Here is a 15,625-nt window from a genome sequence, read left to right as displayed (position 1 = left end):
TTATAAGATTTTAACTTCGAAAGGATTTAAAATCTTATTTTTATTTAATTTTACTGATTTGTTAGTCAAATTAAAAAATACTTCTATTTTTTGGTCATCCACTATTAATTTCATCCTATAAATTGTTTTTTGTAAAAATAAATTTTTATATAAATTTAGAACTATTTTTTTAGAAATTAAGAAACCAAAATCAAAACTTCTTTTTAAAATTAATTCAAATATAAAATTATTTATTATTGTGTCATAATTTAACATTTCAATAATGTTAGAATTCTCTTCGTTTTCAAGCTTATGAAGTGGATAAAAAGCTATGTTTTTAGGTACAAAAAACATTTTTTGTATTAGAGATAAAATTTGTTCAAGTTTAAATACTTTTTCATATGATTGTGTTTCTAAAAAATAGTCAAAATCATAAACAGGTATATACTTCATCTTAACATATTTATCAATAGAGTAAAAACTTTTTAAAAACTCTTTGTTTATTTTACTTTCTAAAAAAACTTCATCAAAAATCTCATTATCAATGAAATTCTTTTTAACTGCAATCGAATCTAAATATAAAGAAATTTTTAAATTATTTTTCTTCTTAAAAAGAAGTAAATTATCATATAAAATTTTTTTTGAATTTAGTAGATCATGTTTAGATTTTTTTTCAAGAGTATAGAATAAATTTTCAAATACTAATCCACTTACATAAAATAGTGATATTAATTCGTTATAGATAGCATTTAAATTTTCAACTAGATTAAGTTGTTTTTTATTTTCCTTGACACTTGATAAATCAATTTCTTGTGTATAAATCAAATCATTATAATCCATAACATTTGTTTTACTTTGGTAAACATAATCGTTATTTGCGTTTATTTCATTACTTAAATCTTTTCCTTTATTAATAATTTTAGAAATAGATATTATATTTTCGAATGATAGTTTAGAGAATATAGTTACATTCTCTAAAGATATAACTGTTTTACAAAAAAGTTTTAAATTTTCTAATTTGTATTTTAAGTTTTTATATGAATATTCATCTAGCGCATCGTTAGAAACTCTGTATAAATTTCTAAAGAAATTAAGATAAACATCTGGTAATACAATTATTGTTTTTATTCCTTTTTCGCTTAATAACGTAACTTCTTTTATTATATTTTTGTAATATTCAATGGAAAGTTTTTTATTACTATCAACAATAATTTCTTTACGTAAAAATAAATAATTTGTATTATGTTTATTTTGAGAAGTTTGTGACCAAGAATGTTTCAAATATTTCATAGTTTTCTACTCCTAAACTTTTTGATTCTATATCAACTTTAGATAAATTTAGTAAAATTCTTTTTACTTTTTCTATCCCATAAATATTAAGTAATTTAATAAACTTTTTAACTCTTCAATCTTGCATCTTTAACTCGTTAGCAATTTCGAAAACGTTCATTTTTAATTTAATATTAAGAATATGTACTTTATAAATTGAGCCAAAAATATTTCTCAACTGTGCAACTAATAAAGGTATATCATCACCTTCATTAAATCTTTCTTTATATTTTTGGTAAATACTTTTTAAATTATTGGTTTCAATCGCATTCATAAAAGCGAAGGAATCATCTAAAGCATAATTAAAAATATTATTACTTATAATACGGTAATTTATGTCTTTAGTAAATTTAAGCATTTTATCGATCTCATTAACAATTATTGATAAATTATTAGGCAACTTACTAGATAAAAATGTTGCATCAGAAAAACTGATTTTAGCCCCTTTAGATCCAATGTATGAAATAATAAAATTAATAATAGATTTTGAATCTAATTTTTGGAAGTTAAAAACTCTTGTATTATCTATTAAAAATTTTGTGAAATCATTTTTTTCAAATGTATTTTTCTTATTAACAAAAACTATTTTATGTAAGTGATTGTTATTTAATAGATTTATTAAAGAACTTATAAAGTGTTCTTGTATTTTTTTAAGTTTTTTAGTATTTATCAACTCAAAATCATTTACTATTATCAATTTTTGCGAAGCAAATAAACCAAAACTAGAAGTAGTTTCGATTAGTTCACTTATTGTAAAGTCATCTTTAAAACTAATTATATTTTCCTCTGAAAATGTAGATTTTAATTCATCAATTTTATTATTTATAAAATATTCTTCATCACCATATATAAATATTATATTTTTCATATTTCAATTATATATATTTTTCTCTTGTTGTAAATCATATAATCATATAAATAGCTAAAAATATTAAATATTTATAAATACTTAAATCAAGTTTATAAATAAAATTAAGGTTAGAAATTGCATTAATACAAATAATAAAAGTGTTTGAAATATTTACTGAAATTATAGGAACAAAAAATGAAACTAAAAATATTACAAAAAACAATTCAAAAAACGGCGTTATCAATAAGATTAATATTATTCCAAAAATATTAATTGGACTACTTTTAGTCATAAGAATCAAAGTAGATATAACTCAAATTATTAGTGAGAGTAATATTCGGTCTTTAAATGTATTCCTTTTAACTGGATTCATTAATACAAAACTAATGATAAATGACAATCAATACCCTATTTCAAGTTTATTATTATTTTTAAAAACAAGACAAATCGTTAAAGTATATAGCATGTATCTATTTTTATCATTCTTATAATTTTTCATTTCTGAAAATAAAATCATCAAAAAGGCTCTATTAATTGAAACTGAATCAGTACAAAATAATCAATATATAGTAATTAAAGTAATTATTACAGTTTTATTTTTAGTAAATTTGTTAATCATCTTTTTTAAGATAACAAAATGAAAACCACTTATTATTACTAAATGAATAACTCCTATCTCGCTAGTTATTTTAATTAATGTGTTTTCGAAGTTAAAATAATGACCAAAAACAATGGGTGTAATAATCTCTTTATAATTAATAAAATTATTATAAAAGCTAAAAAAATAATATCTTATATCAAATTGAGTACTTTTATATAAAGTGTTAGCATTTATAAAATTATTATTAAAATTACTTATCATTCCTTGTACATATAGATTTTCATACAGTTTATATTCATTTTCACTTTTGTTTTTGATTATATATTCAACATTAAAATAACTTTTAATAAAAATTAAATCTCCTCTAATTTTACTTACAAAAACATATCCATTAAAACTATCTGAATTATAGAAAAATACTTTTTTAAATATACAGACAATAATTATTAATAAGGCTAAAAATAACACTGTCCTTCTTGTTTTATTATCTATAAATAACAAAGAAAAACTAAATAATATAGATAATATTAAATAAATATAATTTAATGTGAAAATGAATAAAAACGAGTTAGAGAATAATAAAATAGAATTTAAATATTTTAATCTAGAATTAAAAAATTCTTTAATTTTGAAATTATTCTTGGACCAATACCAAAAATATTGGAAATTTGCTCTCATGTTGTTTTTTCATTTTTCTTTCTATGATTAATTATTAAATTAGCATATCTTTTTTGAATATCCATTTTAATTATTTGCTCTACATTTCTTAATTCAGATCAATGCAATTTATAATTTTCGAAAGGGACATAAATCTCTACATTTCTTGGAGCAATTTCACCTAAATCAAAATTCTTTAATGAAGATTCTGGCATTATTTTATTTATAATAAACAACTCCTTATAAGTTAATAACCTATTCGACCTATGTATTCCGGTATGTTTTAACGCACCAGATAAAATGTAAGTATAAATTTTATTTTCATATTTCTTTTCATAATTTTCTTTATTTGAAAAATTGTTTGAATAATAATTCAAACTTATAAAGAAAATTAAAATCCCTAAAATTAGTGATATTATCAAAATTATCTTTTTCTTCATTACATTTAATAAGTACTTTTTTTGCCGAAAAGAACCATAAAAGGAAAAAATAATTAAATTCAAAATTTAATAAAAAATATAAATAATATTAAAATAACAAATGAAAATAACATCAAAATAAATGATTAAAATACATAAAAATTTAAAAATTAAACTAAGTTTTAAGCTCTATAATTAATTTATGATATAATAAATAAATATTTATAAAAAACGATAAATATAAAAAGAAAATAATATTAAAAAGTTAGATTTTAAAGGATAAAACAGGTAACAAACCAAAAACACTAAACTACCTATTTTCATAATTAGTTGGTGTTTTTTAATTAATGATTTGAGGTTTTTTAATGGATCAAAAAACTAAAAAAGAAGACACTAATGAAACTATATTAATGATATTATCAAATAAGGAAAATAAAGAGTTAAACAAAGAAATAAAATGGTTTAAAAAAAATATTGATAAAGATTTTAAACCTATATTCGATTATGAAAAAGACTTTTTTAATTCTTTAGAAAAACTCAATTTCAAAAAATTTGAATATTCCGATGATTTAAAAACTCTTATTGATAAATCTTTTAAGTTAAAGTTAGATCTATCTGAAAATTATAGCAATTTTATGTATCAGTATGATTTTAATGAAAATTTAAAAATCAATTCTGATATTATGAAAATAATTGATAAAATAACAAAAAAATAGAAAGAGAGAGAATATGAGAAAGGTTAATATTGCAATTGATGGACCTAGCGGTGTAGGTAAATCTACAGTTTCAAAAATAATTGCTGATAGATTAAATTACACTTTCATTAATAGCGGAAGCATTTATCGTGCAATCGCTAAAAACGTAATCGACATGGATGTTGATACTAGAGATAAAGAAAATGTTATCAAAACTTTAGAACAAGGTATGATTCAACTTCTTGAAAATGATCATATTTTATTAAAAGGTGTAGACGTAACTCACCAAATTAGAGCCGACTATATTTCACAAATTACACCTAACGTGGCTAAAATACCTGAAGTACGCGAGTTTGTTGTTGATTACATTAGACACATGACTAAAAAAAGAAAAGGTTATGTTATAGATGGAAGAGATACTACATTTAAAATAATGCCACATGCAGAAGTTAAAATATTCTTGTGAGCTCAAGCCGAAGAACGTGCAAGAAGAAGAATGATCCAAAACGAAGTTTTAGGATACAACACAGGATTTGCAGAAATATTATATGAAGTTCAAAAAAGAGATGAACAAGATATGAATAGAGCTGTAGACCCATTACACAAAACAGAAGATTCAGAATATATCGACTGTACAGCACTTACAATAGATGAAGTAGCTGAAAAAATAATTAATCTTGCAAAAGAAAAATCAAACAAGGAGTAATATGAAAAACACTATTGCGATAATAGGGAAACCAAACGTTGGTAAAAGTACTCTTTTCAATCGTTTTATTGGGAGAAAAGTTTCAATTGTATACGATAAACCAGGCGTTACAAGAGATAGATTGTACGAAAAGATAACATGAGCAGGTCATGAGTTGAAACTTATTGATACTGGTGGTATAGAAATTGAAAATAGACCATTCCAAGAACAAATACAAATACAAGCAAAAATTGCCATCCAAGAAGCAGATGTTATTTTATTTTTATTCGATGGTAAAAGTGAAATAACAAATGATGATATGTTCATAATGAATATATTAAGAAAAAGTAATAAACCAATTATTACAGTTGCTAATAAATTAGAAAGTATGCAAGACTTTGATTATGGATGATACAAATTAGGTTCAGATCATATTTTTCCAATTTCAGCACTTCATGGTGAAGGTGTAGGAGATGTTTTAGATAAAACACTTGAATATTTAGATTTTAGTGACTCTCAAGAAGAACAAGCATTTAGTCTTTCAATTATTGGTAGACCAAACGCTGGTAAAAGTTCACTTTTAAATAATTTAACAAAAGAAAATAGATCTATTGTTTCTGAAATTGCTGGAACAACTAGAGATAGCGTTAAGTCAGAAATTTTTATTGATGACAAACTTTATAAAGTTATCGATACAGCTGGTATCACAAAGAAATCTAAATTAGTTGAAAGTGTTGATCATTACGCATTAATGCGTGCTATGAACTCACTATCAGAATCAGATTTATCTTTAATTGTTATTGATGCCACTAACGAAGAAGTTTCTCACTTTGATTCAAGAATTATTGGGTATGCATTAGAAAATGAAAAACCAATAATTATAGTAGTAAATAAATGAGATCTTGTATCAAAAGAAACAAATACAATGGCTGAATTCGAAAAGAAAATGAGAAACAAATTCCACTTTGTTCCTTGAGTACCTTTTGTATTTATTTCAGCTAAATTCAACCAAAGAATAAATAAATTAGTTGAAACACTTAATTTAGTTAGAACTAACTTAGAAAGAGATATAAAACCTTCATTACTTTCTAACTTACTATTGGAAACACAACTTATACAACCACCACAATCATTTAACGGTGGTAGACTAAACATTTATTATGTAAGACAAGAAAGAGCTAAAATACCAACATTTACTTTCTTTGTTAATAACAAAAAATTCTTACACTTCTCGTATCAAAGATTCCTAGAAAATCAACTTAGAGCAACCTTTGATTTTACAGGTTCACCTATTAAAATGAATTTTAAAAATAAAAACGGAATTGATTAAAAAAAACAAAATCTTTTTTAGATTTTGTTTTTTTCATCATTTTTTTCTTCCGTACTATTTAGTTTTTCATTTATTAATTTCAATTGTTCAAGTATTTGTTCTTCAATAGTAATTTGTTTTTCTATACCCTCTTCGACCGGAGGTTTTCTTTTGTTTCTGAAATCAGTTATAAACGATTTAATAAAGAATACAACCACTAATATAATAAATAAAATTAAAGTAATTAAAATGAAATTAATTAATATACCAATAAATTTACCATATTTAATTCCATATCAAGCTAAACTATTAATATCGGCATTTTTAAAATTATAAATACTGCTTATTGCACCTAAAATAATATCATTTGCTAATGATGTTACTAAGTCTTTAAAAATAAGACCAGATATAAAACCAACAGCTAATATTAAGAAATTACCTTTTTTAAAATAGTTGGTAGCTTCTTTATAACTCTTACGTAATCTACCGATTTTTTTATCTTCGGTAATTTCTTTTAAAGTATCTTTTAAATTTGTTTTTTTCATAAAAACCTTTTTATATTATTTAATAATAAAATTACTCTTCTTTATTTCCTTTAATAATTTCAACTGCAGTAATTTCATCTTTTTCTCTTAAGTTAATAATCTTAACTCCTTTTGTAGCTCTAGAAGTTTGACTAATTTCACTAATTTTTGTACGTATTGTGATACCACTTGTTGTTATTACTAATAATTCATCATCAGTTTCAACAAAACGAGCAAACACTAATCTACCAGCTTTTTCTGGGTTAATTCCTGTTACACCTTTAGCACCACGTTTTGATAAACGATACTCTTCCTCACCTGTTAATTTACCAAAACCTTTGCTTCCAAGTGATAAAATTAATGAACCATCTTTATTAGTAGAAGCTCCAATTACACTTTGTCCTTCTTCTAATTTTATACCTCTAACACCACGTGCTGTACGACCCATTGGACGAATGTCATTAGCTTTAAATAACGCAATATTCTTATAATTATTTGCAACAAGAATATTATCGTTGTCTGAAATAATAAATGCACGAACTAACTCATCACCTTCAGCAAGTGAGAAAGCTTTTAAACCATTTCTACGTACATTTTTAAATAATGATAAATCTGATTTTTTAAATGTACCATTTTTAGTTATTGTAGCTAAATAGTTATCTTCTCCAAATTCATCAACACTAATTATAGAAATGATTTTTTCTCCATCTTTAACATTTAAACTTTCGATTAAATTTATAAATGGAATACCTTTACTTTGTTTTGATCCTTCAGGGATTTGGTATCCTCTTAAACTATATGCTTTACCAAAGTTTGAGAATAAAAGTAAATCACTATGAGTTGTACTATTCAAGATTAATGAAATATCATCATCTTGATAAGTTTTCATACTTACAGAACCTACTCCACCACGTTTTTGGGTGTTGTATTCTTCTAAGTTAATTCTTTTTACATAACCATTAATTGATGCTGTAATAACAATATCTTTAACAGGAATTAAGTCTTCATCACTAATTTTTCCGACACCTGCAACATCAATAAAAGTACGTCTTTCGTCATTAAATTTATTTTTAATTTCTTCTAATTCAGAAATTATTAAATTAATTAATTTGACTTCGTCACCTAATATTTCTTTGTAGTATTTAATTTCTTCTAATAACGAAGCTAATTCAGCCTCCATATTTTCAATACTTAGACCAGTTAAACGTCCTAAGCTCATACTTAAAATAGCTTTAGTTTGTCTATCTGATAATTCATATCTTTCAGAAAGTCTTCCTTGCGCTATCGATTCTGTTTTAGATGTTTTAATTATCTTAATTACTTCATCGATATTAGAAATAGCAATTTTTAGCCCTTCTAAAATATGAGCTCTCTCTTCTGCTTTGTTAAGATCAAATTTTAATCTACGTGTAACAATATTTTTTTGGTGTGCAATATATTCGGTTAAAATTTCTTTTAAATTAAGAAGTTTAGGTTCACCGTTTACTAAAGCAACCATGTTTGCACTATATGTAGTTTGTAAATATGTTTTTTGGTAAAGTTTGTTTAATAAAACATGCGGATTGTAACCTTTTTTAATATCGATAACAATTCTAATACCTTCTCTATTAGATTCATCTCTAAGATCTGCAATACCTTCGATTTCTCTTGTTTTATGATAATCAACTATTTTTTGAATTAATGTTGTTTTCTTAATTGCGTAAGGTATTTCTGTAACGATAATTTGGTTTCTACCATTAGATTTTTCAATAATTTTTGTTTTAGATCTAACTGTAATACTTCCTCTACCTGTTTCATATGCATCTAAAATACCTTTAGTACCAAGAATTGTAGCACCTGTTGGGAAATCTGGACCTTTTATATATTGCATTAATTCACGGATAGTTAATTCTGGATTTTTAGCTAAAGCAATAGTTGCGTCAATTGCTTCACCTAAGTTATGTGGAGGTATTTCGGTAGCCATACCAACAGCAATACCAGAAGCTCCTGAAACAAGTATATTAGGAAAACGAGATGGAAGAACTGTAGGTTCTTTTTCACTACCATCATAGTTATCAACAAAATCAATAGTTTGTTTTTTAATACCATCTAACATTTCAGCAGAAAGTTTAGACATTCTTGCTTCAGTATAACGCATAGCAGCAGCTTCATCACCATCTATAGAACCAAAGTTACCGTGTCCATCTACTAAAGGATATCTCATTGAGAAATCTTGTGCCATACGAACCATAGCTTCATAAACAGAACTATCACCATGAGGGTGGTATTTCCCTAACACGTCCCCAACGATACGAGCACTCTTTCTGTGTTGTGAACCAGGAGTAATACCTAATTCTGCCATATCATAAAGAATTCTACGGTGAACAGGTTTTAAACCATCACGAACGTCAGGTAGAGCTCTAAAAACAATAACACTCATTGAGTATTCTAAGAATGATTGTTTCATTTCGTTGTCAATAACAACAGGATACACACCATCTGTTTCTTTTTCGATTATCTGAGAGCTAACTGTATACTCTTCTTTTTCTTGAGGTATCTCTTCCTCTTCATCGTCAACAACTACGACTTCTTTTCTTTTGAAAACAATTCTATTTTCTTCTTCATAATCAAATTCCATATCATCAGTTTTTAAATTTTCGTTTGATTCTTGATCAAATTCAGAATTTAATATGTTTGTTTTTTTGTCATCACTCATAACACTCCCTTAGTATTATTTTATTTAATAAAATTAATTTTATTAAATTATACATTATTTTCACATTTTTTCAAGGTATAACACTAATACTATTTTTTTAAAAAGTGTTAAAAAACGTACCTTGAATGGTACGTTGTTATTTTATAAATTAATAATCATTTTATATTGATTATCAGAAGTTGTTACATCAACTTTTCCACCGTTGTGTTTGTTATATTTAAATGTTAAAACAATTTTATTTCCGGTTTTTACATATTCAATTTTAGGAGCACTTTTTTTAATACCTCTACTATCAAATGTAGGATTTGTACCGTTTGCTAGATTATATTTTCCGTTCTTTGTTAATTCACTAGCATCAAAAACACTTTGGTAAGTGTTTTCTTTTCAATTTGGTTTATCTGTACCTGCAGGAGCAGCTAATAAACTTTTACCTTTAAAATCATAAAATAACACTAAATTTGAATTGATTGCGTTAACTAATTGTGTAACGTCGCTTGATGCATATTCTTTTTCCATTTTTGCATTAAATAAACCTTTTACATCCGCATCAATTTCATTAACACTTGTAGATGAATTATCTTGGTTAGATGTATTCTCTGTTGTATTAGTTGTGTTAGTTGAATTTGTTACTTCCTTAGTTTTTTGATCTCCAGTATTTGAACACGAAATTGACATTCCTACTGCTGAAAAAGTCAATACTGATCCTAAAATACTAAATAATAATTTCTTTGATTTCATTTTTTTCTCTCTCTTTCTTAAAATTTCATTTTTCTCACAAAAATATTATAACAAACAAAAAAGTAAACATTATTATTTTAGGATTTTAAATAAAACTTATAATATAACTTATTAAATATTATTAACAACAACTAGGAGAAACATGAAAACTATAAACGTATCTTGAAACATTTTTAAAAAAGTATTCGGATTAAATCCTGCATTAATATGAGAAAGAAAGAATTTAGTAAATTATATTAACGAACACTTTAGTGATGTAAATACAATTGATGATTTAATTGAATTTGATGAAGAAAGTGATGAAAGTGGTGTTTTATTTGACTACTCAAATTTTGAAGAAGAAAACAGTATGCACGATTTTGGTGCAGTTTCAAAAAGTAATTTTATAAACGAAAATGACTATATAAGAGTATTTAAAGACAATTATGATAGATATAATAATGACGCAATAGACTTTTACTTAAAACAATATGATCTAACAAAACCTAAATATATAAGTGTTAAAAATAGTGTAGATGTTAAAATAAACGAAACATTAAAAGCTATTGAAAATCCTGAAATAGATGTAGTTGTAAATGGTACAATAGGGTATACAATTACCGAAGGCGATAATACATTTATTTTTAATGTTCCATTCTTGATTTTTGATAAAAAGAATCAAAAATTAGTTCTACTAAGTTACACAAGAACTAAATATGAGTTATATTACAAATTTTTCTATGCAAATAATTTATTCAAAAAAAATAACATTTTATTAAAAGATATGTCCAGTGTTTTGATTAACCCATATACAAAACTAAAAGGTGAAATACAAAAAAATAAAATTGAATTTTATGAAGCTTTTGCAGCATCACCAAACAAAACTATTGCTAAGCCTACAGGTAAAAATTTAACTAATGAGTTAAAATTATTTTCTCAATCAATAACTAAAACCGGTGATAATTTATTATTTATTAATAACAAATATAACAAAGAAAACTCAATGAATAGCTTTTTAAAAGCTTCACAAAATATGATTTTCCCTGAAAAAAATATTACATTAAAATTAAATGATTTAATAAACTTTAACTACCCAATTAGTCATTTAATAAGTTATAGAAATAACGAAATGAGTATACCTATTAAAGATGAAAAATTATCAAATAAAGAAGTTGAATCTATTTTTACAGTTGCTAATTATGAATTTTATGAAAGTATAATTAAAAAATCTCATTTTGACTTTCAAAATATTAATTTGGATGCTATTGTTTATTTTTTACAATTTAATGATAAAAAAGATAAATTAGAAGCCGTTAATCGTTGACTTAATGGTAACTTAAATAGTTTTAATTCAAATATTGAAAATATTTATTTTGACGAATTGTTAGGAATAGATAAAGAAGAAAAATATGCGATATTCAAATCTCTAACAAAAGATAATTTTGAACGCTTGTCATTTAAATACTACAAAACACTATCAAAAACTAATATTAAAAGTATGATTATTGAAAATAATAACTTCAACATGTCTGATAACTTTTTTACAATTTCGGCGTTAAATAAAATAAAGAAATTACATAAAAAAGACGCAAAAATTTGTTGATATGACTATGAAGGATTTTCGGAATTATATCCACCTATAAATAATATTGGATCATATAACCAATTAGTTAACCAAGTTTCAATAATAGTTACTCAAAACGGTAACGAAATTGACAAAAAAAATATTGTATGCGATACTAAAAATATAAAACTAATTGATTTAGTTAAAATGATTGGTGAGATTTATAACGATGAATACGATTTTTACGTTGTTTATAATAAAGCATACGAAAATACAAGAAACAACGAAATTAAAACATTAGTAGAAAAATCTTTCGGTCATGACCTTGAATTCACAAATGAATTTAAGGCGATTTATACTGATGTACATGAGTTTACTAAAAAAATAACTAAAATAAATAACAACACAGTAGATCTTTTAGATTGTTTTGGACACACAAAATTAGATGTTAAAGAAATTAGAGATTACTTCACTTTCTTAGAAAATGATAATGACGTAACCATTAGCGAAGTAGAAAATCTTAATATAGAAAAAAACGTAAATATTTTAGAAAAAACAAGAATACATATTAAATTTTTAAATTACTTTTATTCAATAAAAGGTATTGAAAAATATATTAACAAAATGAATTTTGACTCGAAATCTAAAATAACACCTTATTCAGAGCTTGTTATCCAAAAAGGAACTATGGCTATGGAGGTCGCTATATTGAGACATGTTAACGGTATAAGTGATAACGTTTGAGAACAAAATGTAGTTCCGGAACTAAAAAGATATTGTGAAAATGACGTTAGAGCAATGATTATGGTTTATGAATTCGTGATGTTTTTATTCAGAAAAAGATTTCCTGAAATTGATGAATACGAATATCAATTAAATAACGTAGAAGATGATAATAATTTTTATACATATTCATCTGGTAAACTAATTTATAACACTAAAAACGATTAAAAACAATAATATTTTTCATAAAATTATATATAATTTTAATAATTTAATTATTACAAGGAGAATTGATGAAATACTTAAAAATTAATTTAGAAAAAACAGCCCAACATTTAGATAAAAAAATGATTGATTCATTACAAAATGAAGTTACAAAAATTCATAATGATGTTTTAAACAAAAATGTTGCCGAAAAAGATTGATTAGGTTGATATAATTTACCAGAAAATTATGACAAAGACGAATTTGCTAAAATGGAAGAAAAAGCAAATCAATGACACCAAGATGGAGTTGAAGTTGTTGTTGTAGTTGGTATTGGTGGTTCATACTTAGGTGCTAAGTCAGGTTATGACTTTATTTACGGACCATATTCAATGAAAAAACCAAAAATGGAATTATTATTTGCTGGAAATGATATTTCAGCTGAAACATTAGTCGCAAAACTAAACTATGTTAAAAACAAAAAATTTGCTATCAATGTTATTTCAAAATCAGGAACAACACTTGAACCATCAATAGCATTTAGAGAATTTAGAAAAGTACTTGAAGAAAAAGAAGGTGCAAAAGCTAAAGATTTAATTGTTGCTACAACAGATAAATCTAAAGGTGTTTTATTTGAATTAGCAACTGAAAAAGGATATACAAAATTTATAGTACCAGACGACATTGGTGGTAGATTCTCAGTTTTAACAGCTGTTGGATTATTCCCATTCTTATGTGCAGGAATTGATGCTAAGAAAATTTTAGAAGGTGCTAACGAAACAAATAAAGAATTAAGTTCACACAAAATTAGTGAAAACGAAGCTTACCAATACGCAGTTGCAAGATATTTATTACATACAAAAAATAACTTCACAATTGAAATGATGGTTTCATATGAACCTAAAATGCAATATTTCATGGAATGATGAAAACAATTATACGGTGAATCAGAAGGGAAAGATGGAAAAGGAATTTGACCAACAAGTTCAATCTTCTCAACAGATTTACACTCATTAGGACAAATGATTCAAGATGGAAATAAAATCTTATTTGAAACTGTTTTAACATTAGAAAACCCACAAGATAATATTGAATTTTCAACTGAAGAAATTGATTATGACAAACTAGGATACTTAGATAAAAATAACTTACACTCAATCAATAACACAGCTTTTGAAGCAACTTCACAAGCTCACTATGAAGTAGGTAAAATTCCTGTTATTCATATGTTATTTAACAAATTTGATGAATCTACACTTGGCGCATTATTTATGTTCTTTGAAAGATCATTAACAATGAGTGCATACTTATTAGGTGTTAATCCATTCAACCAACCTGGTGTTGAAGTTTACAAGAAAAACATGTTCAGTATGTTAGGTAAAAAATAATAAATCAATTAAAAAAAAGACTTACATAAGGCGTAAGTCTTTTTTCTATAATTTAGTTACTTCAATAGTAGATATTTTCTTTTTATCTTTACTAATTTCAATTACTTTAAACGCAACTTTTTCATTTAAAACATAACGTGTGTTTTTATAAAGTCTGGTTTTTGATGTTTTTAATAACATAAAATCTCTTAATGTTAAATCTTGTTCATTTTCTTCGATTAATGATGAATCAATTTCAAGTTGTTTAAATAAATCTCACATTGTTACATCACTTTGAACTCTTGATTTTTCAAGTGATATTTCATAAATTTGCTCATCATCATCGTATTCGTCGTATATTTCACCAACGATTTCTTCAACAATATCTTCAATTGTGATAATACCTAAAACATCGGTACTATTATTATTTTCAACTACGAAAGCCATTTGAGCTTGAGCACTTCTCATTTTTTCTAACGCACTTGATAATATTGAATTTGAAGATATTTGAGGAATCTGTTTAACGTATTTTAAAAGTTGACCTTTTTTCAATAAGAAAATATCTTTTAATAATACGATTCCTATCATTTTATTATCTTTTTCTATAGGTATTCTAGAATAATTTGTTTCTGCAAAAACTTTGAGAGCATCAGAGATGCTTGTCTTGTAATTTAGATAAGTAACATCCTTCATTCTAATGTAATGTGAAGAAACTTTTGTTGAATCTAAATCAAGTGCATTCTGGGCTAATAAACTTTCTCCAGTCTGTAAAACCCCTTCGTTTTGAGCTATATTAATTATATTTTTTAAATCTTCTTCTGAGTGAGTTACATAAACCTTTTTAGAAAGCTTACTAATTGGTCATGTTAAAATTCAGAAAAATCAATAGTTTACATCAATTCATCAGCTTCACATTTTTAAGAATTTTTTAGGGTGTGTTTTTGCCAATAATTTAGGTGTAATTTCTCCGAAAATAACTAAAAGCGGAGTTACTAACGCTGTCGAAATTATTGTTGTTAAGAACGATGCGTTTGCTTGTTCTTTAAATACTTGTCCTAATAAAAGAGCTGTCATTGTAGCTGAAAGAACGTTTACAATGTTATTAGCAATCAAAATTGTTGTTAAAATTCGATTATATCTATTACTATGTTTTTCTATTATTTTTGAAAACTTTTCTTTGTTTTCAACCATTTCATATATTTTAGCTTTTGTTAGTGTTGAATAGGCGGTTTCGCACCCACTATAAACACCACTTAAGAAAAATAATAACAGTAATACGGGAATGAGATAATAATAACTATCCATGA

General features: G+C 24.8%; 13 protein-coding genes. 6 read left to right on the top strand and 7 right to left on the bottom strand.

The features are described 5' to 3' along the window. Both HTZ87_RS01090 and holA read right to left on the bottom strand, forming a co-directional pair. On the bottom strand, positions 1–1,269 hold the full coding sequence (locus HTZ87_RS01090; protein WP_174892726.1) for a hypothetical protein: 1,269 nt from the start codon (positions 1,267–1,269) through the stop codon (positions 1–3). Continuing rightward, entirely contained in the window at positions 1,226–2,176 is a 951-nt protein-coding gene (holA, locus tag HTZ87_RS01085; RefSeq protein WP_174892725.1) for a DNA polymerase III subunit delta, read from the bottom strand. Before holA ends, HTZ87_RS01090 begins: the two co-directional genes overlap by 44 nt. 140 nt (positions 2,177–2,316) lie before the next feature. Between holA and HTZ87_RS01080 the strand changes: the two genes are divergently transcribed. Further along, positions 2,317–2,649 carry a hypothetical protein gene (locus HTZ87_RS01080; RefSeq protein WP_174892724.1) on the top strand — a complete coding sequence of 111 codons (333 nt, stop codon included), beginning with the start codon at positions 2,317–2,319 and terminating at the stop codon, positions 2,647–2,649. A 709-nt stretch (positions 2,650–3,358) separates the two neighbouring features. Here HTZ87_RS01080 and HTZ87_RS01075 read toward each other — a convergent pair. Continuing rightward, positions 3,359–3,856, bottom strand: coding sequence for an MAG0490 family ComEA-like DNA-binding protein (locus HTZ87_RS01075; protein ID WP_174892723.1), 498 nt, complete (start codon positions 3,854–3,856; stop codon positions 3,359–3,361). Positions 3,857–4,200: 344 nt separating this feature from the next. Between HTZ87_RS01075 and HTZ87_RS01070 the strand changes: the two genes are divergently transcribed. The 3 genes from HTZ87_RS01070 to der are packed head-to-tail and all read left to right on the top strand — an operon-like array spanning position 4,201 to position 6,545. Next, positions 4,201–4,551 carry a hypothetical protein gene (locus HTZ87_RS01070; protein ID WP_174892722.1) on the top strand — a complete coding sequence of 117 codons (351 nt, stop codon included), beginning with the start codon at positions 4,201–4,203 and terminating at the stop codon, positions 4,549–4,551. A gap of 13 nt (positions 4,552–4,564) precedes the next feature. After that, positions 4,565–5,236 carry a (d)CMP kinase gene (cmk, locus tag HTZ87_RS01065; protein WP_174892721.1) on the top strand — a complete coding sequence of 224 codons (672 nt, stop codon included), beginning with the start codon at positions 4,565–4,567 and terminating at the stop codon, positions 5,234–5,236. Position 5,237: 1 nt separating this feature from the next. Next, positions 5,238–6,545 (top strand): ribosome biogenesis GTPase Der, encoded by a 1,308-nt coding sequence (gene der, locus HTZ87_RS01060; RefSeq protein ID WP_174892720.1) that lies wholly within the window; start codon positions 5,238–5,240, stop codon positions 6,543–6,545. A 17-nt stretch (positions 6,546–6,562) separates the two neighbouring features. Here the strand turns inward: der and HTZ87_RS01055 are convergent, their stop codons facing one another. The 3 genes from HTZ87_RS01055 to HTZ87_RS01045 all read right to left on the bottom strand — a co-directional run bounded on the left by HTZ87_RS01055 (position 6,563) and on the right by HTZ87_RS01045 (position 10,481). After that, positions 6,563–7,069, bottom strand: a complete 507-nt coding sequence (locus HTZ87_RS01055; protein WP_174892719.1) for an MscL family protein — start codon at positions 7,067–7,069, stop codon at positions 6,563–6,565. Between the two features lie 31 nt (positions 7,070–7,100). Then, positions 7,101–9,743 carry a DNA gyrase subunit A gene (gene gyrA / locus HTZ87_RS01050; RefSeq protein WP_174892718.1) on the bottom strand — a complete coding sequence of 881 codons (2,643 nt, stop codon included), beginning with the start codon at positions 9,741–9,743 and terminating at the stop codon, positions 7,101–7,103. A gap of 141 nt (positions 9,744–9,884) precedes the next feature. Beyond that, on the bottom strand, positions 9,885–10,481 hold the full coding sequence (locus tag HTZ87_RS01045) for a hypothetical protein (RefSeq protein WP_174892717.1): 597 nt from the start codon (positions 10,479–10,481) through the stop codon (positions 9,885–9,887). A gap of 142 nt (positions 10,482–10,623) precedes the next feature. Between HTZ87_RS01045 and HTZ87_RS01040 the strand changes: the two genes are divergently transcribed. Then, positions 10,624–12,975, top strand: a complete 2,352-nt coding sequence (locus HTZ87_RS01040; protein ID WP_174892716.1) for a UU173 family protein — start codon at positions 10,624–10,626, stop codon at positions 12,973–12,975. Positions 12,976–13,040: 65 nt separating this feature from the next. After that, the gene (locus tag HTZ87_RS01035; RefSeq protein WP_174892715.1) at positions 13,041–14,339 is read left to right on the top strand and encodes a glucose-6-phosphate isomerase; all 1,299 of its coding nucleotides are present in this window, start codon (positions 13,041–13,043) and stop codon (positions 14,337–14,339) included. A 45-nt stretch (positions 14,340–14,384) separates the two neighbouring features. Here HTZ87_RS01035 and HTZ87_RS01030 read toward each other — a convergent pair whose 3' ends face one another. Beyond that, entirely contained in the window at positions 14,385–15,623 is a 1,239-nt protein-coding gene (locus HTZ87_RS01030; RefSeq protein WP_174892714.1) for a hemolysin family protein, read from the bottom strand. Positions 15,624–15,625: the final 2 nt, after the last annotated feature.

This window comes from Mycoplasma sp. OR1901 (assembly GCF_013348745.1).
GTDB lineage: Bacteria > Bacillota_I > Bacilli_A > Mycoplasmatales > Metamycoplasmataceae > Mycoplasmopsis.
The sequence above is the reverse complement of the archived record's forward strand: the minus strand, read 5'-3'. Positions and strand labels throughout refer to the sequence as shown.